This is a genomic window from Shewanella sp. GD03713 (assembly GCF_029843705.1).
In the GTDB taxonomy this organism is placed as follows: Bacteria; Pseudomonadota; Gammaproteobacteria; order Enterobacterales; family Shewanellaceae; genus Shewanella.
Map to the genome: position 1 here is coordinate 3,665,056 of NZ_JAOCIW010000001.1, position 23,816 is coordinate 3,688,871.

22 protein-coding genes, 3 tRNA genes and 1 rRNA gene are annotated in these 23,816 nt (G+C 47.4%); 16 read left to right on the plus strand and 10 right to left on the minus strand.

Annotated elements, in window-relative coordinates; all coding sequences use genetic code 11:
- Positions 1-293: 293 nt before the first annotated feature.
- Positions 294-1,836, minus strand: a 16S ribosomal RNA gene (locus N5E87_RS16075).
- 691 nt (positions 1,837-2,527) lie between these two features.
- Entirely contained in the window at positions 2,528-3,346 is an 819-nt protein-coding gene (pssA, locus tag N5E87_RS16080) for a CDP-diacylglycerol--serine O-phosphatidyltransferase (RefSeq protein ID WP_279775395.1), read from the minus strand.
- A 91-nt stretch (positions 3,347-3,437) separates the two neighbouring features.
- Between pssA and N5E87_RS16085 the strand changes: the two genes are divergently transcribed.
- Positions 3,438-3,902, plus strand: coding sequence for a DUF4124 domain-containing protein (locus N5E87_RS16085; RefSeq protein ID WP_279775396.1), 465 nt, complete (start codon positions 3,438-3,440; stop codon positions 3,900-3,902).
- A 180-nt stretch (positions 3,903-4,082) separates the two neighbouring features.
- Here N5E87_RS16085 and clpB read toward each other — a convergent pair whose 3' ends face one another.
- From clpB to rluD, 3 genes are all read right to left on the minus strand, one after another.
- Positions 4,083-6,656, minus strand: coding sequence for an ATP-dependent chaperone ClpB (clpB, locus tag N5E87_RS16090; RefSeq protein ID WP_011623737.1), 2,574 nt, complete (start codon positions 6,654-6,656; stop codon positions 4,083-4,085).
- Positions 6,657-6,773: 117 nt separating this feature from the next.
- Positions 6,774-7,562, minus strand: a complete 789-nt coding sequence (gene pgeF, locus N5E87_RS16095) for a peptidoglycan editing factor PgeF (RefSeq protein ID WP_011717992.1) — start codon at positions 7,560-7,562, stop codon at positions 6,774-6,776.
- Between the two features lie 3 nt (positions 7,563-7,565).
- A complete protein-coding gene (rluD, locus tag N5E87_RS16100; RefSeq protein WP_011717993.1) occupies positions 7,566-8,537 on the minus strand; it encodes a 23S rRNA pseudouridine(1911/1915/1917) synthase RluD in 972 nt (323 codons plus the stop codon).
- Positions 8,538-8,659: 122 nt separating this feature from the next.
- Between rluD and N5E87_RS16105 the strand changes: the two genes are divergently transcribed.
- From N5E87_RS16105 to hmpA, 6 genes are all read left to right on the plus strand, one after another.
- The gene (locus N5E87_RS16105; protein WP_039978513.1) at positions 8,660-9,421 is read left to right on the plus strand and encodes an outer membrane protein assembly factor BamD; all 762 of its coding nucleotides are present in this window, start codon (positions 8,660-8,662) and stop codon (positions 9,419-9,421) included.
- Positions 9,422-9,640: 219 nt separating this feature from the next.
- A tRNA-Phe gene (locus N5E87_RS16110) sits at positions 9,641-9,716 on the plus strand.
- Positions 9,717-9,771: 55 nt separating this feature from the next.
- Positions 9,772-9,858: transfer RNA gene (locus N5E87_RS16115), tRNA-Leu, on the plus strand.
- A 44-nt stretch (positions 9,859-9,902) separates the two neighbouring features.
- Positions 9,903-9,989, plus strand: a tRNA-Leu gene (locus N5E87_RS16120).
- A gap of 163 nt (positions 9,990-10,152) precedes the next feature.
- Complete coding sequence (locus N5E87_RS16125) at positions 10,153-11,778, plus strand: methyl-accepting chemotaxis protein (RefSeq protein WP_279775397.1); 1,626 nt, start codon at positions 10,153-10,155, stop codon at positions 11,776-11,778.
- Between the two features lie 176 nt (positions 11,779-11,954).
- Positions 11,955-13,148 carry an NO-inducible flavohemoprotein gene (gene hmpA / locus N5E87_RS16130; RefSeq protein WP_126511759.1) on the plus strand — a complete coding sequence of 398 codons (1,194 nt, stop codon included), beginning with the start codon at positions 11,955-11,957 and terminating at the stop codon, positions 13,146-13,148.
- 97 nt (positions 13,149-13,245) lie between these two features.
- Here hmpA and N5E87_RS16135 read toward each other — a convergent pair whose 3' ends face one another.
- Entirely contained in the window at positions 13,246-13,971 is a 726-nt protein-coding gene (locus tag N5E87_RS16135) for a 16S rRNA pseudouridine(516) synthase (RefSeq protein WP_126511760.1), read from the minus strand.
- 14 nt (positions 13,972-13,985) lie between these two features.
- Positions 13,986-14,606 (minus strand): metalloregulator ArsR/SmtB family transcription factor, encoded by a 621-nt coding sequence (locus N5E87_RS16140; protein ID WP_109287869.1) that lies wholly within the window; start codon positions 14,604-14,606, stop codon positions 13,986-13,988.
- Between the two features lie 146 nt (positions 14,607-14,752).
- On the opposite strand from N5E87_RS16140, the gene N5E87_RS16145 reads away from it, so the two are divergent.
- The 3 genes from N5E87_RS16145 (at position 14,753) to N5E87_RS16155 (ending at position 16,450) form a co-directional block, all read left to right on the plus strand.
- Positions 14,753-15,367 carry an NAD(P)H-dependent oxidoreductase gene (locus N5E87_RS16145; RefSeq protein ID WP_279775399.1) on the plus strand — a complete coding sequence of 205 codons (615 nt, stop codon included), beginning with the start codon at positions 14,753-14,755 and terminating at the stop codon, positions 15,365-15,367.
- A 50-nt stretch (positions 15,368-15,417) separates the two neighbouring features.
- Positions 15,418-15,834, plus strand: coding sequence for a VOC family protein (locus N5E87_RS16150; protein WP_086904221.1), 417 nt, complete (start codon positions 15,418-15,420; stop codon positions 15,832-15,834).
- A gap of 145 nt (positions 15,835-15,979) precedes the next feature.
- Complete coding sequence (locus tag N5E87_RS16155; protein WP_126511761.1) at positions 15,980-16,450, plus strand: YcxB family protein; 471 nt, start codon at positions 15,980-15,982, stop codon at positions 16,448-16,450.
- A 73-nt stretch (positions 16,451-16,523) separates the two neighbouring features.
- Here N5E87_RS16155 and N5E87_RS16160 read toward each other — a convergent pair whose 3' ends face one another.
- Positions 16,524-17,093 (minus strand): GPR1/FUN34/YaaH family transporter, encoded by a 570-nt coding sequence (locus tag N5E87_RS16160; protein ID WP_089067174.1) that lies wholly within the window; start codon positions 17,091-17,093, stop codon positions 16,524-16,526.
- A 751-nt stretch (positions 17,094-17,844) separates the two neighbouring features.
- Here N5E87_RS16160 and N5E87_RS16165 point away from each other — a divergent pair.
- The 5 genes from N5E87_RS16165 (at position 17,845) to N5E87_RS16185 (ending at position 21,700) form a co-directional block, all read left to right on the plus strand.
- Entirely contained in the window at positions 17,845-18,081 is a 237-nt protein-coding gene (locus N5E87_RS16165; protein WP_011718003.1) for a hypothetical protein, read from the plus strand.
- Between the two features lie 346 nt (positions 18,082-18,427).
- Positions 18,428-19,291, plus strand: coding sequence for a MipA/OmpV family protein (locus N5E87_RS16170; protein WP_126511762.1), 864 nt, complete (start codon positions 18,428-18,430; stop codon positions 19,289-19,291).
- 26 nt (positions 19,292-19,317) lie between these two features.
- Positions 19,318-19,710 (plus strand): DUF3019 domain-containing protein, encoded by a 393-nt coding sequence (locus N5E87_RS16175; protein WP_164717969.1) that lies wholly within the window; start codon positions 19,318-19,320, stop codon positions 19,708-19,710.
- On the plus strand, positions 19,710-20,423 hold the full coding sequence (locus N5E87_RS16180) for a winged helix-turn-helix domain-containing protein (protein ID WP_011073412.1): 714 nt from the start codon (positions 19,710-19,712) through the stop codon (positions 20,421-20,423). Before N5E87_RS16175 ends, N5E87_RS16180 begins: the two co-directional genes overlap by 1 nt.
- Positions 20,424-20,431: 8 nt before the next feature.
- Positions 20,432-21,700, plus strand: a complete 1,269-nt coding sequence (locus tag N5E87_RS16185; RefSeq protein WP_126511763.1) for an ATP-binding protein — start codon at positions 20,432-20,434, stop codon at positions 21,698-21,700.
- Between the two features lie 28 nt (positions 21,701-21,728).
- Here N5E87_RS16185 and N5E87_RS16190 read toward each other — a convergent pair whose 3' ends face one another.
- The gene (locus N5E87_RS16190; protein WP_011626998.1) at positions 21,729-22,037 is read right to left on the minus strand and encodes a DUF1289 domain-containing protein; all 309 of its coding nucleotides are present in this window, start codon (positions 22,035-22,037) and stop codon (positions 21,729-21,731) included.
- 158 nt (positions 22,038-22,195) lie between these two features.
- On the opposite strand from N5E87_RS16190, the gene N5E87_RS16195 reads away from it, so the two are divergent.
- Entirely contained in the window at positions 22,196-22,732 is a 537-nt protein-coding gene (locus N5E87_RS16195) for a DUF4136 domain-containing protein (RefSeq protein ID WP_086904226.1), read from the plus strand.
- Positions 22,733-22,901: 169 nt separating this feature from the next.
- On the opposite strand, the gene cysM is transcribed toward N5E87_RS16195, so the two are convergent.
- The gene (gene cysM / locus N5E87_RS16200; RefSeq protein ID WP_086904227.1) at positions 22,902-23,780 is read right to left on the minus strand and encodes a cysteine synthase CysM; all 879 of its coding nucleotides are present in this window, start codon (positions 23,778-23,780) and stop codon (positions 22,902-22,904) included.
- Positions 23,781-23,816: the final 36 nt, after the last annotated feature.

A 23,816-nucleotide genomic window follows, 5' to 3' on the forward strand; every position in this document is an offset into this window, starting at 1 on the left:
TGAGTTTCACTTGAATTGTTGCGACCAGCTGGTTTTACTTGTCTCATTTCCGACCAAGGAAATGGACTCGCCTTAGACTTGAATATTCAAGACACTTAAAAAGTGTTTTAAGAACTCAATTTTTTCGTATTAACACAACGACAGACATCATTGTATTAATTACTATCAGCTTTCCAAATTGTTAAAGAACAATGCTTACCGGCACGCGGCGCATTTCGCTCTCCCTCCTCTTTCGAGAAGTTCAACAAGCCATCTGTGTGAACACTCAACAAACATCGAGTTAGTCGTATAGGTAAGGAGGTGATCCAGCCCCAGGTTCCCCTAGGGCTACCTTGTTACGACTTCACCCCAGTCATGAACCACAAAGTGGTGAGCGCCCTCCCGAAGGTTAAGCTACCCACTTCTTTTGCAGCCCACTCCCATGGTGTGACGGGCGGTGTGTACAAGGCCCGGGAACGTATTCACCGTGGCATTCTGATCCACGATTACTAGCGATTCCGACTTCATGGAGTCGAGTTGCAGACTCCAATCCGGACTACGACGAGCTTTGTGAGATTAGCTCCACCTCGCGGCTTTGCAACCCTCTGTACTCGCCATTGTAGCACGTGTGTAGCCCTACTCGTAAGGGCCATGATGACTTGACGTCGTCCCCACCTTCCTCCGGTTTATCACCGGCAGTCTCCCTAGAGTTCCCACCATTACGTGCTGGCAAATAAGGATAGGGGTTGCGCTCGTTGCGGGACTTAACCCAACATTTCACAACACGAGCTGACGACAGCCATGCAGCACCTGTCTCAGAGTTCCCGAAGGCACTAAGCTATCTCTAGCGAATTCTCTGGATGTCAAGAGTAGGTAAGGTTCTTCGCGTTGCATCGAATTAAACCACATGCTCCACCGCTTGTGCGGGCCCCCGTCAATTCATTTGAGTTTTAACCTTGCGGCCGTACTCCCCAGGCGGTCTACTTAATGCGTTAGCTTGAGAGCCCAGTGTTCAAGACACCAAACTCCGAGTAGACATCGTTTACGGCGTGGACTACCAGGGTATCTAATCCTGTTTGCTCCCCACGCTTTCGTGCCTGAGCGTCAGTCTTTGTCCAGGGGGCCGCCTTCGCCACCGGTATTCCTCCAGATCTCTACGCATTTCACCGCTACACCTGGAATTCTACCCCCCTCTACAAGACTCTAGTTTGCCAGTTCGAAATGCAATTCCCAGGTTGAGCCCGGGGCTTTCACATCTCGCTTAACAAACCGCCTGCGCACGCTTTACGCCCAGTAATTCCGATTAACGCTTGGACCCTCCGTATTACCGCGGCTGCTGGCACGGAGTTAGCCGGTCCTTCTTCTGTAGGTAACGTCACAGCTGCAAGGTATTAACTTACAACCTTTCCTCCCTACTGAAAGTGCTTTACAACCCGAAGGCCTTCTTCACACACGCGGCATGGCTGCATCAGGGTTTCCCCCATTGTGCAATATTCCCCACTGCTGCCTCCCGTAGGAGTCTGGGCCGTGTCTCAGTCCCAGTGTGGCTGATCATCCTCTCAGAACAGCTAGGGATCGTCGCCTTGGTGAGCCATTACCTCACCAACTAGCTAATCCCACCTAGGTTCATCCAATCGCGAGAGGCCCGAAAGTCCCCCTCTTTCCCCCGTAGGGCGTATGCGGTATTAGCAGTCGTTTCCAACTGTTATCCCCCTCGACTGGGCAGATCCCTAGGCATTACTCACCCGTCCGCCGCTCGCCACCTCATAAGTAAACTTACTTGTGCTGCCGCTCGACTTGCATGTGTTAGGCCTGCCGCCAGCGTTCAATCTGAGCCATGATCAAACTCTTCAATTAAAAGTTTTGTGAATCCGAAGATTCGGCTCAATGAATTCTGAATCGACTTAACTTAATAAGTCGTTGTACATATTGCTATGAACACTCATTCATTGATGTAAATTTTGATTACTCGCCAAACGGCAGAGTAATTTCGATTAACTCAACACCTGTGAGTGTCCACACAGATTTCTTGTTTAGATTGTTAAAGAGCATTTGACCATTCACTTCGCGTTACCGCTCAACGGGTCAGGGCTGCGTATTCTACGCATTTCCCTTGTCGCGTCAAGGCGTTTTTGCAAACTTCTTGATGCTTTCGAATCAACTGCACATTTTGCATTCGATTCGCACTGATACTGCGGTTGCTTTCGCTGTCTACCGTGTCAGTGGATGCGCATTATAGGCAGCAGAACTTTTTACGCAAGGGCTTTTTTAACAAATCACGCCAAGTGAGCAAATAACCAGCAAAACTGCAAATATCGGATAAATATGCTGCAATCTTTGTCACTCGGGTTGATAAGTTTGGCATATGCGGCATGGATGTGCAGGGAATTCTATAGATCGAATAGCCTTAAGAAAGGATGCTTTAAAACTTTTGTATATATATGTATAGGTGTCGAATGAGGAAAACGGTTCAAGAATAACGAATGGTGACTCTTGAACCGCAGAACTGACTCATTGAATAAAGCTTGCGAGTGTTGGAACTGTCGGGCTAAGGATTATCCGTAGAATTTGTCGAACTCTTGGTGCCCTCTCCCGTGTCTTGTTCCTTTTCATGATCGCCATCACCCACAATGTGCGCCACTTTTAGTTTTCTCACGGTACGAATGGTGATCACAGGCCCCGAGATAGCGTAGAGGTAAAAACCAATACAGAGTATTAATGCCGGTTGCACCGACACCACCACAAACACGCCAACCACAAATAAGATAGCAATGAAATTCACTTTGCCGCGCCAGTCAATTTCCTTAAATGAGTGATAACGGAAATTACTCACCATTAATAATCCCGTGGTGGCCGTAATCAATCCGGCAATCCAACTGATATTCTTACCATCGAGGTTGTACTGATTGCCAAGCCAAATGCTACCGGCAATAACTGCCGCAGCAGCGGGACTCGCTAAGCCTTGAAAATAACGTTTATCAGCAACGCCGACCTGAGTATTAAAACGTGCCAACCTTAATGCGGCGCCCGCACAATAGATAAATGCTGCGAGCCAACCAACTTTGCCTAAATCCGCAAGCGCCCAATTGTAGGCGAGTAACGCAGGCGCCATACCAAAGGACACCATATCCGCCATGCTGTCATATTCGGCCCCAAAGTCACTTTGCGTATTCGTTAATCTTGCCACTCTGCCGTCTAAGCCATCGCAAATCATGGCCACAAAAATCGCAATCGCCGCCGCTTCAAAGTTAGCATTCATAGAGGCAATCACAGCATAGAAACCGGAAAACAAGCCTGCGGTGGTGAATAAATTCGGCAGTAAATAGATACCTTTATTCTTTACTGTTTGATTCGAGGAATTTTGCATACACTTATAAAGCTATGAGCTGAAATGGAAGTAGGCTTCAAGATAGCATATTTTACTATCATGTCGATGGTGACCCTTAGGGATGATTTTTATGTTAAGAAAAGCCAAGGTTAGCGCAATGTTTCTGCGGATTGCATGCTTAATGCTGCTCACTCAGCCCGTATTCGCCGGGGTGATTTACACTTGGGTCGATGAGAATGGTGTCACCCATTACAGTCAGCAGCCACCGGAGCAGGAACAATCCAAAACGCAGCAACTTTATAGCGAAGATATCGAGCCTGGTAAAATTGGCTATATAGCTCCCGCTAAAAAAGATGCGCCCCCTGAAATGTCCGAGTCCGAAAAGTCAGCAGCGTTAATTAAAGAGAAAGACGCTAAGCAAGCCGAAACGATTTGTGAAAACGCTAAACATAATTTAGATGTGTTAACGACTCATACCAAGCTCACCCGCCAAGAAGAAGGTAATAAAGAGCCGGTCGCAATGACTGAAGAAGAGCGCCAAGCGGCAATTAGCGAGAATCAGCAGCGGATAAAACTGTTTTGCGATAAGAAATAATGCTCTGCGTTTGTTGTAGCTGCATGCAAACCTTGATAGTCACGCCACACTATCGCGTGCTGCTCTTTTAGGGTTACAGCACATTTATCTGTAGCGTGTAGATATAAAAAACCGAAGTCTAAGACTTCGGTTTTTTTATTTAGGTTAAGCTGCATTTAGCAGGGTAACCATCCGCGCAAATTATTGTTCGAATACCAACTCACCACCGGCGCAACTGACCTTAATCGGTTTGCCGGGCAGTAAATCGCCACGCAGTAATTTTTGCGCTAATGGGTTTTCCATCTCTTGCTGTAAGGCACGTTTCAGCGGTCTTGCGCCATAGACTGGGTCGAAACCAATTTCGGCGATTAACGATAATGCCTCGTCGGTGATCTCCAGCGTATAGTCTTTCTCTGCCAAACGCTTACGCAATGAAGCAATTTGGATAGATGCAATATGCTTGATATTTTCCGCATCCAAGGGATGGAATACCACTGACTCGTCGATCCGGTTTAGAAACTCGGGTCTAAAGCTATGAGTAACCACATTCATCACCGCGCTCTTCATTTCGCTATAACTTAGGTGACCGAATCCTTCTTGGATAATGTCAGAGCCTAAGTTTGAGGTCATGATGATCACCGTATTTCTAAAGTCGACGGTACGACCTTGACCATCGGTTAAGCGGCCATCATCCAGCACCTGCAGCAAAATGTTGAACACGTCTGGGTGAGCCTTTTCCACCTCATCGAGCAATATCACCGAATAAGGCTTACGACGCACCGCTTCAGTTAAGTAACCGCCCTCTTCATAACCGACATAGCCAGGAGGCGCCCCCACTAAACGGGAAACCGCATGTTTCTCCATAAATTCAGACATGTCGATGCGCACTAAGGCCGATTCCGTATCGAAGAGGAACTTAGCCAACGACTTACATAACTCAGTTTTACCCACACCGGTTGGTCCTAAGAACAGGAACGAACCAATAGGACGATTCGGATCGGCCAGCCCTGCGCGGCTACGGCGAATCGCATTGGCCACCGCATCCACGGCTTCGTTTTGGCCAATCACCCGCTCATGCAGTGCCACTTCCATTTGCAGCAGTTTTTCACGCTCGCCTTCAAGCATCTTAGAAACCGGAATGCCCGTCGCCTTTGAGAGCACTTCGGCAATTTCTAAGTCAGTAACTTTATTTCGTAGCAGCGTCATATCCTGCATTTCGGCTTGCGAAGCTAAGTCCAGTTGCTTTTCAAGCTCGGGAATACGGCCATATTGCAGCTCGGACATACGGGTCAAGTCGCCCGCGCGGCGCGCCACCTCTAAATCCATCCGCGCCTGCTCAAGGTCGGCTTTAATATGCTGAGTCCCTGCAAGCGCCGCTTTTTCGGTGCGCCAGATTTCATTAAGCTCCGACGCCTTAGCCTCAACCTCATGCAACTCGACACGTAAATGTTCAAGTCGACGGCGGCTCGCCTCATCGTTTTCTTTGGCTAATGCCTGCTCTTCCAGTTTCAACTGGATAGCACGGCGCTCCAATCTGTCGAGGGATTCAGGCTTAGAATCCATCTGCATACGGATGCTCGATGCCGCCTCGTCAATCAAGTCGATGGCTTTATCGGGTAATTTACGGTCCGACACATAACGGTGCGACATGGTGGCCGCCGCCACAATCGCCGGATCGGTAATTTCCACATGGTGATGTAACTCGTAACGCTCTTTGAGACCACGCAAAATCGCTATGGTATCTTCAACGCTAGGCTCATCCACTAATACTTTTTGGAAGCGGCGCTCAAGGGCGGCATCCTTTTCAATATATTGACGATATTCGTCGAGAGTGGTCGCACCCACACAGTGAAGATCGCCACGGGCCAGCGCAGGCTTTAGCATATTGCCCGCATCCATGGCGCCATCGCCTTTACCCGCGCCCACCATAGTGTGCAGCTCGTCGATAAAGAGGATCACTTGGCCTTCTTCCTGCGCCAGCTCGTTAAGCACGGCTTTTAAACGCTCTTCAAACTCGCCACGATATTTAGCGCCCGCAATCAGTGCGCCCATATCTAAGGATAAAACGCGTTTATTTTTAATCCCTTCAGGCACTTCACCGTTCACAATTCGCTGCGCGAGGCCTTCAACAATCGCGGTTTTACCCACGCCAGGCTCACCAATCAGCACTGGGTTGTTTTTACTACGGCGTTGCAACACTTGAATGGTGCGGCGGATTTCATCGTCGCGACCAATCACAGGGTCGAGTTTGCCTTGCTCGGCACGCTCAGTGAGATCAACGGTAAACTTTTTCAGCGCTTGGCGTTGATCTTCCGCGTTAGGATCATCCACATTCTGACCGCCGCGCACTTGCTCAATGGTTTGCTCGAGCAGCTCTTTGGTGGCGCCGGATTTCTTTAAGCATTGCGCCAAGGCATCACTGCCCTCGAGTGCCGCTAAGACAAACAACTCACTGGAGATATATTTGTCTTTGCGCTTTTGCGCCAACTTGTCGCACAAGTTTAATAAGCGAATTAAACCTTGGGATAATTGTACATCGCCGCCAGTGCCTTCGACCTGCGGTAGACGTTCAAGCTCTTGGCTCAACAGCGAGCGCAGCGCACTCACCCGAATGCCAGCTTGGGTTAATAAAGGATGGATAGAACCAGAATCCTGGTTGAGCAACGCCATCATCAAATGTAACGGTTCGATAAACTGATGATCACGCCCGAGCGCGAGCGACTGGGCATCTGAGATGGCAAGCTGAAATTTATTGGTCATACGATCGAGTCGCATACAGCCTCCTAAAACTCACAAATTAGGTATAACATTTTGTTAGTTAAAAGATGGGGGCTATTTAACCGATTTCAAGCAAGACGGCGGGAAATTAATACAAATTGTAGGGGAATAAACCTAAGACTTAAGCCAGATCAATGAAGCCATGCGGCCAGTGATTTTATCGCGGCGATAAGAGAAATAATCAGGGTTAGAGACAGTGCAGATATCGGCGCTGTAGACTTGGGTAATACCCAGTTTCTTTAAGCGCAATTTGGCTAATCCGATAATATCGGCAAGGTATTTGTCAGGCTTAGTTGCCCGACATTGAGCGACAAAGCAGTTTGCAGCGTTTGGATCTGTTGCCATAAAAGCAGCACGCACTTCGGCGCCAACCTCAAAGGTCTCTGGCCCAATGGCAGGCCCTAGATAGGCAATCAGCTCGCTTGGCTTAGAGGCAAACTTAGCCACACTCGCCTCAATCACTCCATCACAGAGTCCGCGCCAGCCGGCATGGGCAGCGGCGACTTCCGTACCGTGTTGATTACACAGAAGTACTGGCAAACAATCGGCGGTCATCACCACACACACACGTCCAGCGAGGTCGGTATAGCTGGCATCGGCCACCAAAGGTGGTGAATCTTGTAAGGCCACATTCTCAGATTGAGCATTTTGGGCAAGATTGATTGGGACGATATCGACCAAATCAACCACCTGAGTGCCGTGAACTTGCTCCAACCACACAGGCTCAGTCGCAAGGCATAACTGCTTCGCCAACATGCCACGATTAGCCAATACCTGCTGCGGCGCATCCCCCACATGTAGCCCTAAGTTCAGGCTATCGTAGGGCGCGAGACTCACACCGCCGTGGCGGTCAGTCATCGCAATTGCCACATTGTCCGGTACAGGCCAATCGTGAAGCAGCATAGCCTAGTACTCGACTGGGTGTTCTAAGGTGTCTTGACGCAGCGCTTTGGTCAGAATCACCATGTCTTCTGGAATAGGCGCGGTCCAGCTCATGATTTCACAAGTCACAGGATGCGCTAACTCCAAACGCACCGCATGCAATGCTTGGCGTTTAAAGTTTTTCAGGATCTCAAAAAACTCAGGACTTGCTGCCTTGGGTGGTTTTGGACGGCCGCCATAAACAGGATCGCCCACCAACACATGGCCAATATATGCCATATGCACACGGATTTGGTGAGTACGGCCCGATTCTAAACGCAATCTTAAACGGGTGTGATTACGGAATTTTTCCGCCACACGGTAGTGAGTCACTGCGGGTTTACCCGAATGATGCACCGCCATATGGGTACGTTTTGTCGGATGACGACCAATAGGCTCATCGACTGTACCGCCCGCCGTCATAGTACCGAGGACAATCGCCTCATACTCACGGGTGATTTCACGGGCTTGCAGCGCGGCCACTAAATGGGTTTGCGCTTCAACCGTTTTGGCTACCACCATCAAACCTGTGGTGTCTTTATCCAGACGATGCACAATACCCGCACGTGGAACGTGCTCGATATTCGGGCAATGGTGCAGCAGGGCGTTCATCAAAGTGCCATCGGCATTGCCAGCACCGGGGTGAACCACTAAGCCCGCTTGTTTATTGATCACTAAGATATCATCGTCTTCGTAGACAATATCCAGCTCAATGGCTTGTGCGGCCGCATGCACTTCTTCTTCGAGCGTGGCATTAATTTCAATGCGCTGCAGCTCGAATACCTTTTCGCGCGGCTTATTCACTATCACGCCATCAACATAGACTGCATCAGATAGGATCCATTCCTTGATGCGCGTGCGCGAGTAATCTGGGAACAACTCAGCCAGTGCTTGATCCAATCTCAGGCCAGTTTGTGTTGCCGAAATCTCGCTTTTTAGATTAATCTCTTGTGTCATAGGAACCGTATCCCCATTTTGGGGTCAAAAAATGTGTGCTATCTGTTACAATCGAATGCTTTCTATTTTATCGTGAAATGGAAAAATTCTTAACTACAACTTATAAAGAATTGAATTCAAGTATGTATAAATTCTCCAAAGGCTTAACCTTAGTCCTATTTTCGCTAGCGTTATCAGCCTGTAGCAGCAGTCCTGAAGATAACGATATTGCCGCCAAAACCTCACCTGATGTGCTCTATTCTCAGGCAAGAACCTCCATGGAACTTGGCAATTACTCTAAAGCCGTCCGTTCATTGGAAGCGTTAGACTCACGCTTTCCCTTCGGACCACATAAAACTCAGGTTCAGTTAGATCTGATTTATGCCTATTACAAAATGGACGATGTTGCCTCTGGCATTGCCAACATTGACAGATTCATCCGTTTAAACCCAACCCATCCCAATATCGACTATGTCTACTATATGCGTGGACTCGTCAATATGCAGGCGGACAGCTATCTGTTCCACGATATGTTGAATATCGATAGAACCGACCGCGATCCTAAAAATGCCCAAGATGCCTTTAAGGATTTTGATCGTTTAATCAAAACCTATCCCAACAGCAAATATGCTGCCGATGCGCAAAAACGCATGTTGTCGCTGAAAAACCGTTTAGCAAAATATTCCATTCAAGTTGCTGAGTATTATATCAAAATGAACGCTTGGAGTGCTGCGGCCGTTCGTGCTCAATCTGTGTTGGAAACATATCCCGGCACTCCTTCAACAGAACGTGCACTGGAGATTATGGCAGAAGCTTATGGCGAGTTAGGTCAGAACCAACTGAAGCAAAACGTGCTCATGGTAATGCAAGCTAACTTCCCAAACAACGAAATCTTATCGAACTAAGCGTAAATGCCCCTTTATAAGGGGCATTTTTTTATCTTTTGTTCGGCGTTTCACGCCCCTTCCCTTTTAGGTTCCACAGCGCGCCAAGTTCCTTTTCAGCTGGGTAAGAGCCAATAAATACGCTATTCGAGTAAAACTTATCCAACCGCACCACTTTTTACATTATTTCGTAAAAATCAGTTGACTCAAAAGCCGAAAAGCCTTTAAATTGCGCCCGTCGCCCGAATAGCTCAGTCGGTAGAGCAGAGGATTGAAAATCCTCGTGTCCCTGGTTCGATTCCGGGTTCGGGCACCATCTTTAAATTGGTTGCCTTAGCGACCAGTGTTAAAGAATTGCAATAAAGTACAGTGCAGGTGTGGTGGAATTGGTAGACACGCTAGCTTCAGGTGCTAGTGCCCTTGCGGGCGTGGAGGTTCAAGTCCTCTCACCTGTACCAAATTGCGATTCAAATTAAAATTCGACACAATGTCGGATACCAATGCAGATGTGGTGGAATTGGTAGACACGCTAGCTTCAGGTGCTAGTGCCCTTGCGGGCGTGGAGGTTCAAGTCCTCTCATCTGTACCAACATTTAAACCTCGCTTAGCGAGGTTTTTTTGTATCTGCGATTAAATTTCCTTAAGTAACTTATCACCTTCCTGAAATTTGCTATAACTATTCATACAGACTCATCATAGGGACAGCTCGAGCTCTGCCTAAAGGACTCCCTTGTTTCACCGAGGAAATCCATATGAATGGTCTACAAATAAAACAAAAGATGTTTATCGGCATTCTCGTGCCACTTGTCATGCTGCTCACTATCGGTTTTATCGCTATCAATATGATGGGAAAAATCGAATATGGCGTCGAACGTATCTATAACGACCGCGTCGTCCCCCTTGATGATCTTAAAGTCATTGCCGACAAATATGCCGTGGATGTAATTGATGCGGCAAACAAGGCTAATGCGGGCGGGTTTAGTGCTTCACAGGCCATTAATGCCCTTAGCAGTGCCAAATCTACCGTCAATCAACGCTGGCAAAAGTATCTCGCCACTGAGCTGACCAAGGAAGAGTCCCAACTCGCCCAGCAAGCCGAACGCTTATTTATTCCAGCCAACGATCAGATAGAGCAATTAATCACTTACCTCAGGGGCTTTAATGGGGATGTCGTCCATAAACTGAATGACAAAATACTGCCTTTATATAACGCCATCGACCCTATCAGCGGTAAAATTTCCGAACTGATTGACCTGCAAATTAAGATCGCTGGGCAAGAAAAAGACAGCGTCAACAATATCTATTATTCATCCATTTCGATTTTTATTACTCTCGCGGGTATCGCCATGCTGATCAGCATAGTGATTGGACTCTGGGTCAATCGTAGTGTGATGAATCCTATTCGCGACATAGTGCAAAATCTAAAGATCATTCGGCAAGATTCCGATCTCACCGTCAAATTTAAAACCTTCAACGATGATGAACTCGGACAGATCTCCACTAGCCTCACTCAGGTTATTGAACATTTACGGGGAATTTTGCACTCCATCGCTGAGGCGGCAAATACTGTGAATAGCTCGGCCACCGAGCTTGGCAGTTTTACCCAAGAAACCAACAAACGAATGCAGCAGCAACAGGCTGAAACCGAACAAACCGCCACCGCCATGAATGAAATGACAGCCACGGTCGCCGAGGTGGCTCAAAGCGCAGCAGCAGCAGCGGATTCAGCTAAAGATGCCGATAATTACGCCGCCAATGGTAATCACATTGTGATGCAGTCCATTACCAGCATGTCGCAACTTTCTGAGCAAATTCAAAAAACGGCGCAAGTGATTGGCTTTTTATCCAATGAAAGTCAGAACATCGGTCGAGTATTGGATGTGATCAAGAGTATTGCCGAACAAACCAATCTACTGGCATTAAATGCGGCGATTGAAGCGGCCCGCGCCGGAGAGCAGGGTCGAGGCTTTGCCGTCGTAGCCGACGAAGTCCGGACATTGGCACAGCGCACCCAAAAATCGACCCAAGAGATTGAAGCGATGATCGCCACTCTGCAACAAGGGGTTAAAGAAGCGGTGAATGCGATGGAAGTAGGGATTAATCAAGTTGATGATGCCAACGACAAGGCGAATCAAGCAGGCCAAGCGCTGAAAGAGATTGTCGCATCCGTCGACAATATTACTGAACTGAATACCCATATCGCCACAGCTGCCGAGGAGCAAAGTAGTGTGGCCGAGAGCATCAACCGTAGCATTATTGCCATTAGCGATATTGCCGAACACTCCACAAATTCGGCCTTAGAGCTGAGTGAGTCGGTGATCAACTTAACCAAGCTTGCCAACAGTATGCGTAATCAGGTGAGTGCATTCAGACTCTAGTTCATGTCGCTGGCACAGGCCTACTGTGCCAGCCCTATTCCTTTCGTGCTGTTACCACTCTCAGTCTGCAATTCATCCAATACCTAACAGCTTTAGCTGTAATTATTATTGATCTAAATCAAATGAATCTTTAAACTCAAATAACATTCATAAATAAAGCATGTTAAGGATTCACTATGTTGGATAGCCGTACCATCCAAATCATCAAGAGCACGATTCCCCTTCTCGAGTCAGCAGGCCCTGCACTCACCCAGCATTTTTACCAACGGATGTTTGCTCATAATCCTGAGTTAAAAGACGTATTTAACTTGGCTCATCAGCATTCTGGCGGTCAACCTGTAGCCTTGTTTAACGCGGTTGCAGCCTATGCCAAAAACATCGATAACCTAGGTGCATTAGGTACGGCCGTCGAACGCATTGCTCAAAAGCACACCGGATTTTTAATTCAGCCAGAACAATATGCCATCGTCGGCGGTCATCTACTGGCCACGCTAAAAGAGTTGGGGGGAGAGGCGGTTACCGAAGAAGTGCTCACCGCATGGGGCGATGCTTATCAGTTTTTAGCCAATATTTTTATCCAGCGCGAAGCGCAGATCTACCAAGAAAGCGCAGAGCAAGATGGCGGTTGGTCAGGAGTCCGTGAGTTTGTTATTCGTGAGAAAACAACCGAGTCGGCCGTGATTACCTCGTTCGTATTAGCGCCTGTCGATGGGCAAGCGGTAAAAGATTTCATCCCAGGACAATACCTCAGCATTAAGCTGCAACATCCTAAGCTCGATTTCGATGAGATTCGCCAGTATTCGCTGTCCGACGCACCTAACGGCAAAAGCTACCGCATTAGTGTAAAACGTGAGCCTAATGGCCAAGTGTCGAACCTGCTTCACAATGAGTTAAAGGTGGGCGATATCCTTGCTGTTATGCCACCAGCAGGAGACTTCACCCTAACCGCTCAGCCAGAGACACCTGTAGTGTTAATTTCGGCGGGTGTTGGACAAACGCCAATGAAGAGCATGTTGAATCAGCTACTAAAACTAAAACACCCAAGCGCAGTGACTTGGTTGCACGCTTGCGAACATGGTGACGTACATGGGTTTAAAGCGGCGATAAACACTAAACTCGCTCAACACGCCAATCTTGCCAGTCATGTGTGGTACCGCGAGCCGAAAGTAACTGACATTTTAGGCCAAGATTATGATTTTAAAGGAACGATGAACTTAACCTCAGTCGCCGATAAAATCGTGGCCAACGCACATTACTATTTCTGTGGCCCCATTGGCTTTATGGCTTCGATCAAGCAGCAATTACTCGCTCTGGGTGTTCCGAGCGCGCAAATGCACTATGAAGTCTTTGGCCCCCATGCGGAACTCTAACGCTGCAACTTCGTTATCCATCTTCGATAGATAACGAAAGCATGAAGCCATCTTCCCGCAAGGTAAGGTGGCTTAAACTTATTCCATAAGCACAAAGTTAAGCTGACGTCCCTGCAAGATAGATAGAAGCCACCTCCTGCGCTGTCAACATACGATTCTCGCCCGGCTTTAAGGCTTCATCCAAGGTAATCTCACCGATAGAAAGGCGATGCAATCCCACCACAGGATTACGGAAACGACCAAACATCCGTTTGATTTGATGATACTTTCCTTCTCTTAAGGTCACCTCTGCCACATGGGGGGCGAGGATAACAAGCTGTGCTGGCTGAGTGGTGATATCTTCAAAGCCAAAATACATGCCCTGCGCGAATGCCGCGATATAGTCTTCGCTCAAAGGATTTGCCAGAGTCACCCGATACACTTTATCCACTTTTTGCTCAGGCGACATGAGCGCCTCGGACCAACGGCTATCATTGGTCAGCAACAATAACCCCGAAGAGTTTAAATCTAACCGCCCTGCAATATGCAGCTCATGGCGAGCATCGCAATCGAGCAAATCAATCACTGTGCGATGCTCTTTGTCTTTGGTGGCACTTACCACGCCAACGGGCTTATGCAACATCAAATACACTGGCTGGTTGGCCTGTAAGACTTGCCCATCAAACACAATGTGGGAAAATTCATCCACCAGCAGATCGAGCGCTTTCGCAGGCGCACCATCCACATACACTCGCTCCGCCAGCAAGAGTTCTCGCACGGCTTTTCGGTGAATTTGTAACTTAACGGCAAGGTATCTATCGAGACGACCGCGTTTTGATTGCATCACACCACCTAACTCTAAGATAAAGGCGCAATGCGATAGGCGCAGCGACGAGCACCGTCGATGATATGCTCTTCACGGCTTACTGTGGCGATATCGGCAAATAATTGCTGGAACTGTTGCAGTTCGGAGCGGCAAAAGTTTTGGCACTTAGTCGCTGCGCTGCAAATTGGGCAGTGATTCTCAAGCAACCAGAAAACCCCATCCGCTTGTTCCTGCGTCGCCATATAGCCCTCGAGGGTACGCAACTCCACCAGTTTCGTTAAACGACTGGCAATATCCGTCATGCCGAGCATCGCGCTGCGATACTGCTGCAAGGCCGTTTGTTCCCTATGCTCGATCAGCTTATCTAGGCCTTGATCGCCAAATATCATTTTAACGGAATCAATCAATTGCAAACTAAGCTCACTGTGGCGATCGGCAAAGTGAGTCCGACTCTGCTCGGTTAATCCCCAATAGCGGGTTGGGCGTCCACGGCCTTCGACCCTATCTTCAATATCAACATCACCCGCATCCTCTAAGGCCTGCAAATGCTGCCGGACGCCCATGGTCGTCAGGGCGAGTTCTTCCGCTAGGGTCTTTGCCGTTAATGGACCGTGCAACTTGAGTAATTGAATAATCTTATCAGTGGTTTTCATATGCGCTCTCCGCTCTTCACCTCGGATTATCTCTCAATCGCCCACCTTTTAACAGAATAAATAAAGTTTTTTATTTATTTTATCCTTTACAAGATTAAATAAAGTAATTACCTTATAAATAATTTATAAACAAATAGGTTTACATAATGAACTTACTCATCATCAGCACCAGTCAAAGAGCCAACTCGCAAAGCGCTAAAGTCGCGAAATACATAGCCGAAACCAGTTTTTTATCGCCCCATAGTGTCGGTTACGACGCTATTCATCACTTAGAACTTGGCCAGTTCAATCTGCCATTTTGGGATGGTGAAGAGGACAACAAGGGCGAACATTGGCCTGAGATTGAGCGAAAAGTCGATGCCGCGGATGCCCTCGTTTTGATTACGCCCGAATGGGGTGGAATGGCATCGCCACTGCTTAAAAACTTCCTATTGATGTGTAGCCGTCAAGAAACCGCCCATAAGCCAGTGTTGCTGATTTCAGTTTGTAGTGGCATTAGCGGCGCCTACCCTATTGTGGAAGTTAAAATGAATGCACTCAAAAACAATAAATTGGTGCCGATCCCCGACCATTTGATCATCCGTAATGTCGAGAATGTACTCAACGCTACACCCCAAGGCACACGGGATATCAACCTCAGGGAAAGAGTGCAATACAGCCTATTTATGTTGCATCAATACGCCCAAGCCTTAGCGCCGATACGCCAACGCCATATTCATCAACCCTACCCCAAGCAGCAGGAATACTGCTACGGTATGTAAGCAGCTTGGATGTGAATCACACTGATTAAAATCATTACAAGGAACGCATTATGATCCACTTAGAACACATCAACCTCGTCGTCGACGACATCCCCAAAGCACTCACTTTTTATCAAGCCGCTTTCCCACATTGGCGTGTCCGTGGCGGAGATAAAGGGACTTGGTACGGCAAGCCGCGCAATTGGATCCACTTTGGCGATGATTATCAATACATTGCCTTTAGCGATAACGGTGAGGGCGAAAACCGCGACTTAACGGGCCATCAAATTGGCTTAGCCCATTTTGCCTTTGTGGTGAGTGATCTAGATGCAGTGATAGCCAGGCTGACCCAAGCCGGTTTTCCGATAGCCAAAGATGGCATGGAAGACCCCTTCCGCCGCAATATCTACTTCTTCGATGCCCATGGCTTTGAGGTCGAGTTTGTCGAATATCTCAGCGATCTGCCCAACGAACGCAATCGTTATTAAGCCGTAAGGTTAATTGGCTGCGGGATACATAAAACCAGTATTCCGCGCCAGTTATTCCCATCGACGCCAGCCTAAAAATCGTTACTTTGGCAGGCTAAACCGCTAAACTAGCGCGTAATCAGGCTTTCCAATATTAGATGACTCGATGACAACACCTTATTGTTATTCCACTACTTATATCTTAGATAAAGCGCATTTTGACGAGTGTTATACCCAGTCAGTTAAACCCGATCCCACACTCAAGCCTTACTATAAAGCCATGGGATTTGGATTCATTGGTATTGCACTGATTTTTGCGGATATCAGCCTCTATCTAGCCTATTTCTTTGTCGGGCTTGGAGTCATTGAAGCCTTGAATGTGAAATATAACAAAGCCTGGTGGTTGATGCGGCAGATGATGAGTAAGGCCGCCAATAATGAAGTCACGCTGGTTGTCGATGAGCAAGGGATTAGCACCCAATCACAATACGTTAAAAGCCAGATCCTCTGGACGGATATTTACCGGATTGTGCCAACGGAAAAAGGTTTTCTGATCACCCATAAAACCGGTACCAGTTATATTTCGAATCGCAGTTTAGATGAGACCTGTAGCGCGTTTATTAAGGCAAAAATCTAAACTGAACGGTAGTTGCGTCCAAAACAAAAAGGCTGAATCATTCAGCCTTTTTGTTAAACACTAAGAAAGACGCTTAAGCCTTTGCCTTTAACTCGCCAATCGGCAAAATCGTGCGGCCATATTCATTGTTAAGCACTTGCGCCATGGCGAAGTATATCGCACTCGCACCACAGATAATCCCTTCAAAACCCGCGATAGTGCCAATCAAGGCGCTGCCAGTGAAATCTCTTGCCGCCAACAGGAAGAACAAAATAGTGAGCGAAGCAAACACAAACTGTTTCGCTCTTGGGTAGCGTAGCGAACCCACGAACATAAAGGCGGTAAAGATCCCCCACAGGGTTAAATACCATCCCATAAAGTGGGTTGGGCTCGCCGCAATCCCGGCATTAGGCATTAAAATCAGCCCGACTAAAGTTAGCCAGAATAAACCGTAAGAAGTGAATGCGGTTGTCCCAAAGGTATCACCCCGCATAAAACACATAATGCCGACGATGATTTGGCCGAGTCCGCCATAGAAAATGCCCATAGCTAAGATCATTGCATCAATCGGAAAATAACCCGCATTGTGAATGTTCAGCAGGATAGTCGTCATACCAAAGCCCATTAAACCTAATGGAGCAGGATTCGCCAGTTGAGTCGACACAGAAAGTCCCCAAAATAAATAAGTTAATCTCAGTACCTAGCCTAGTCCTAGATACTTATTGTTTTATAAAAAGCGGCGAATTTTAGATAACTACCAAAGGGATCACAATCAAAATATCAATACCAAACAAAAACAATAATTAATCGATAAAAATCATACAGATAAAAACAATTAAACCAAATTAAACCAAATTAAACCTAAAGTTTAAAAATTAATCCAATAAGATTCAAACAACTACAAAACATCGACACAAAGAGTGCGCCACATCTGATTTATCGGTTAATTTTGCTCGGCTTCAAACTTCCCATTTTCCCTCCTAAAAATAACGTTAGCCCGCGTAGGGATAAAGCCTCAAAAACATTAACTTCATCCCATAACGCTATCAAAGATGAGATAAGTCTAGTTTTAGACAAATTCATAACATTTAGACGCGTGTAGCAAGGAAACTTAAGCCATTTTAGAGAGTCTTAATAGAAGCAGCCAAAGCTTGGCGCAAGAGTGGACGCGATTGAGTGGCGACCGATTGAGTGGCATTGTGCGGCGAATTCATCTTTGCAAAACAGGTCTCAACCGTCGATAAAATTGCCCATAAAATGGGCGACTTTTGCTGGCAAAAATGGCTCACCAAATTAGCGAAAAATTATTTATATCTAAAAAATAATAGCAGTGATAGATTGCTATCTGTTGACGCAGCGGCATGATGGGAAACCAGTTAGGCTGTTGTTAACTATCAATAACTAAAGGAAATAAAATGAAAACCTTATCAGCTGTTATCACACTGTCGGCACTTATGAGTTTCGCAACCTTTGCCGACGAATCGACTCTTCCACCCGCCCCTGCAAATGATATCGCTCAACTGACAGAAGTGTGCCAACAAATGGCCTCTGAAGATCAGGTCGAAAATGCCGAGCTTAAGCAATACGTGCTCGACTGCGTGAATGACCAGCTTACTGAAATGGGTTATCAAACCGTCAAAGAACTTAACTGATCGTTTTTACTTCCTTTAGCCTATAAGCTCTTTCGGGTTTTAGCGCCTTGTCCTGATGCCATTCACATTCTGAATGGCATTTTTATTGGCAATAAGCAAGTCGCCAACAATCACCACAACAAAAGCCAACAGATAAGACACAAAAATCCAACCGCGAAAAAAGTGTTAAACGACGGCCTCTGAGGCTTTTATTTTGTCTTTCAATTGATTGCGTAATCTACATATCAGCTATTTATATGATATCTGTATCATTTTGCATCCCTTCAGGTGAAAGCACTGTGGATTTAAGCATAAAATGCTAATCTGTTGACCATTACCGACCGACATTACACCCGAACGCAAAATCATGTATCGAAGACTGTTTATCTTACTCGCCGCACTTAGCCTACCTTCAATAGGAATGGCGAAAGAGCCGTGCGTCACTAAAGATGAATGCATTGAAATGCGTAACTGGGATTTAGGCGTGGCGGTCGGCTGGGGACAAAAGACCAATCCATTGCGGGATTTTGATGATATTCCGGTCTTTTTTATTCCGACCGTAGCTTACTATGGTGAACATTGGTTTTTTGATAATGGCAACTTAGGCTATAGCCTGCTCGAGAAGCCTAATTTCAGCTTAAATTTAGTCACTAGCTACAGCATGGACAGGGCATATTTTTATCGCTGGGATCCCTCGAATATTTTTTTGAAGCGCAGTTCACAGGAAGAGGCCAAGATGCTCGCCACCAATACGGCCCTCAGCACTGAGCCTGATCCCGTATTCAACTCCTTAGAATCGCGAAATTTTACCATGCTGGGCGGTGCTGAAGCCTTTATTTATAGCCCGTTAGGTGTAGTTAGATTAGCCTACACCCATGATATGTTTAACGTACATCAAGGCGCTGAAGCGCAAATAAAATGGACCTATGGTTGGCATTTAACCCGCTGGGTTATGGATATGTCGCTCGTATTTGATTGGAAGAGTACCAATGTCGTCGACTATTACTATGGTGTACGCCCGAGTGAAAACACTTATTGGAGCCAACATTACCATGCAGATGCTGGTTGGAATAAAGGAATAGAAATGACAGCCCGTTATATCTTAACTGATAACTGGGATCTGCTGTTTGCGTTCCGCTACACACAACTTGCAGACGAAATTGCCGCCAGCCCCTTGCTCGATCAAGACTATAGCAGCACATATTTTATTGGCGCAGCGTATAGGTTCTGACACTAGTGACTCCCCTTCATATCAGGATGCTGTGCTGGTTAGGCCTAAGCGTGAGCTTGATGGGGCCAAGCCATGTACTTGCCGCATCGGATGAAGAGTCAAAGTTAAAACTGACCCCGGAAATTTGTATCACAGGAGATGAAAGCCAAGCCTGTGAGATCCGTGTCGAGTTACAGTGGCAACTCGCCCACGACGAGCTAGTCTGTATCTTGTCCGATAATAACGCCTATCCCAAATGGTGTAGCGAATCGTTAGAGCAACACGAAATCACTTTGAATATTAGTACATTAAACGATATTCAATTTGTCTTAGTGAGTAAGGACACCAATCAAACACTGGCTGGAGCCAAATTAAAAATCACGTCAACCTCGCAGCCTCAGGTGCGCAGACGTTACCGTAACCCTTGGAGTTTATTTTAATGACGAATCCACAATCACCCCACAGAGTGTTATTGGTTGAAGACGATGTCCGTCTTGCGAATTTAATCGTAGATTATTTGAAATCCCACGGCATGCACGTAGAAGTCGAGCGCCGCGGTGACACAGTCCTAACCCGCTTAATCAACTATAAGCCCGATATCATACTGTTAGACATTATGTTGCCAGGTATCGATGGCCTAAGCCTGTGTGAAAAGCTGCCCGATTACTTTGCCGGCCCCATCCTACTGATGAGCGCTCTGGGCTCTAGCGAAGATCAAATCAAAGGGCTAGAACTCGGCGCCGACGACTACGTGGTGAAACCCGTCGACCCAGCACTATTGGTTGCCCGTATCAACAACCTATTACGTCGCCAAAACCAACCGCCTCAGGCCGAATCCCACTGCCTGACCTTTGGTAAGCTGAGCATCGATCCCCACACCCATGCTATCCGCCTCGACAACAAAGAAGTCGACCTCACCAGCCATGAGTTTGAACTCCTGTGGTTGCTGGCCTCGCAGGCGGGACAAGTGCTGAGCCGTCAGTACATCTATCAATTACTGCTTAACATTGATTTTGATGGTAAAGATAGAAAGATAGACGTGCGCATTTCAAGGCTGCGTAAAAAGCTCAACGACAATATTGAAACCCCCTTCAGAATTAAAACCGTCTGGGGACAGGGTTATCTCTTCGCCCCCGAGGCTTGGAACAACTAAGAGCTCCCGTGAAACGTCTCTTTATCAGCTTATATTTACTGCTGAGCCTCAGTTTTCTAGGCATAGGCTGGACACTGGACAGCCTGTGGCAGAAAAATGTGGATGAAAATAATGCGTTAGACGCTCCTCTGGTTGCGTTAGCCCAGTTGCTAACCCAGCTACCAGAGGAGAATCGTAACGCCTATCTTGAGGCGCTGCCCAGCCATGATCAGTTGCCCCTCAATCTGCTCAGCCCAGATCAAATCGCGCTAGCCAAAGACCAACAGCTCACACCCAATCATGTGGTTACCACCACAACCAGCGAGGGCGAGCAATTCCAGTTTATTCAGGTAGGCGAGCAAGTGTTAATGGCGGGTCCCATCGAGATAGACCCTAGAGCCTCGCTGCGTAATCTGTTTACGTTGTTTTTCTATCTCTCGCTGGCGTTAGTTGCACTGATTTGGGTCGGCCCGCTGTCGCGGGATTTAAGCATTTTACGTAAGGCCACCAAGGATTTTGGCGAGGCCAAATGGGATACACGCATTAGCCTCTCAAACCGCTCACAGGTTAAACCCTTAGCGAACACCTTTAATGAAATGGCGCGCCATATCAGTGCGTTAATCGAAAACCAAAAACATTTATCCAATGCGGTTTCTCACGAGATCCGCACACCACTCGCGCGACTGAAATTCGCCCTCGCCTTAATGCCCATGTACTGCCAGCCCGATTCTGACGAACAAAAGCGTCAGGACTTTCTCAATGAGATGCAACTCGACATTAAAGAAATGGAGAACCTGCTGCAGGAACTGCTGACTTACGCCAGTCTGGAGGCTCAGCGCGAAGGCACACCCTTGGATGAATACGATCTGCTCAGCTTAGTTAACCAGTGCATTAAACGTTTAAGCAGCCTAAGTGATACTCCCATCCGCTTACAGGCGGAGATGACGAGCCTCCCCTTGGTCGGCGAACCCGCACTGATTGAACGTGCCCTACAAAACCTACTGACCAACGCCCAGCGTTTTGCTCGCCAGCAAATCCTGATTGAAGTCAGCCAGACCCCGCAAAGGGTGACGTTGAGTGTGACTAATGATGGAGAGCCTATCCCCGAGGTGGATTTACCTATGGTGTTCGAGCCCTTTTACCGCAGTCAATCGGTGCAAAATGGTAACAAGGGTCATGGCTTAGGGCTGGCGATTATCAAACGGATCATGCAGCGTCATCAGGGCGAAGTGAGCGTTAGCAGCAATCCCACTCAAACGCGTTTTACCTTAAGCTGGCCAAAGAAGCGGGAAATTTAAGCGCTTAATTAGTGCTCTCAAAGTTAGATTATTCCTCGAGATCAAAATCCCCGAGGTCCAATTCGGCAGCATCTTGCGGCGCAAAATCGAGTTGCGGATTAAGCGCCGCTCTCTCCTGCTCAAGTGCTTGCTGACGGGCTTTGTATAAGGCCAACTGTCGCCGGCGTTTACGTTGGTGGCATAAACGAATCACATCGTGCTTTTGCGCGTCGGTAAAGTGCAACCAATTGAATCGCTCATCACGACTACGCAGGCAACCTTTGCAATAACCGCGGGCATCGGTTTGGCACACACCAATGCAAGGGCTAGGTATTTCGAAAAAGGCTAACTGTTCCATGATGTTGAGCTACTCTGGCAAATTAAGCACTTAAAATGCGTGACCTTAAATACACAAGTAAAACAATACAAAAATTAAACACTTTTCACTAAATTACTTGCAGTCTTGTTGTTAATCAAGGCACATTGAACAGAGTTTGTACAACTTGGAGTGTCATCATGGGATACAAAAATATCGCCAGTCTGTTTGTCGCCTTGGTCTTAGTCAGCGCCTGCAGCAGTAAGCCGAAAAACGATTACGATCTCAATTACGACTTTAAGGCATTACAGAGCTTCAGCCAGCTCGCCCCCCAACCTAGCGACGACCCACTCAGCGCCCAGCGCATTCAAACCGAAATCACCCAACAATTAAGCCAAAAAGGCTTTACTGAAACTGCCACTTCCCCCGATTTTAAAGTCGCCTATGGGTTATTAACCCAAGATAAGCCTAAAGACTCGGGTCTCTCCATAGGCTTAGGCACGGGCAGTTTTGGCCGTTCTGGCGGCATTGGCGTAGGCACAAGCGTCGGCGTACCACTTGGCAGTGACACGGCAAAAATTCAGACTATTCAAATTGATATTATCGATACGAAAACCAATAAGCTGATTTGGCGCGGCACAGATAGTTTCGATTTTGACGGAGGCGGCGATAAAAAAGCCCAAGACACAGCCAAGGCTGTTAGCCGGATTTTGGCGCAGTTTCCACCGCAACCATAAGCCAGTGCTAATTGCTATTGATTGGTCTGATAGTAAGTAACTCTTGATGACTTGAACCACAATGGCTTAAACCACCGTATCTTATGCAATAGTCAATAAAAATGGGCGATTAACGCCCATTTTTATTGCGAAAGGAAGGTTAAATCCTAAGCGCGAATCTTAGTTAGGGTTAAGAAAATAACCCAGATGACAGATAACGGTCGCCCCTATCGCACACAATTGCGACCACAACGGAACCCGGATTCTGCCTCGCAATCTCGAGCGCCGCAAATACCGCGCCGCCAGAACTCACACCAGCACAAATGCCTTCTTCACGGGCCAAGGTTCTTGCCATGGCTTTCGCATCTTGCTCCTCAATATCCATCACGGCATCGACACGGGCAGCATCGAAAATACCCGGTAGGTATTCCTGCGGCCAACGACGAATCCCCGGAATCGAACTGCCATCGGCGGGTTGTAGCCCGACAATGGTGACATCTGGGTTGCGGCTCTTTAGGTATTTCGACACGCCCATAATAGTGCCTGTGGTGCCCATGCTGGAGACAAAGTGAGTGATCTTACCTTGGCTCTGCTGCCAAATTTCGGGGCCAGTGGTCTGGAAATGGGCGTTGGCGTTATCTTGATTATTGAACTGATCCAACACCTTACCTTTGCCTTGTGCCTGAAGCTCTAAGGCTAAATCCCGCGCGGCTTCCATATTGTCCACCAGCAGCAGCTCGGCGCCATAGGCCAGCATGGCATCCTTACGCTCTTGGGTCGAATTCGACGGCATGATCAGGATCATCTTGTAGCCTTTAATCGCCGCAGCCATGGCTAGGGCGATGCCCGTATTGCCACTGGTGGCTTCAATCAGGGTATCCCCTGGGGCAATCTCTTGGCGAAACTCCGCCTGAATAATCATATTCAGCGCCGCGCGATCCTTTACCGAACCCGCGGGATTATTCCCCTCCAGCTTTAACAATACCGTTGAGCTACCACAATCAAGTCGCTGCAAACGCACCAGCGGAGTTTGCCCAATACAGGCTTCAATAGTCGGAAAGTCAGACACTCGGATGATCCTTTTAATAAAAGCGATTCAGCATAG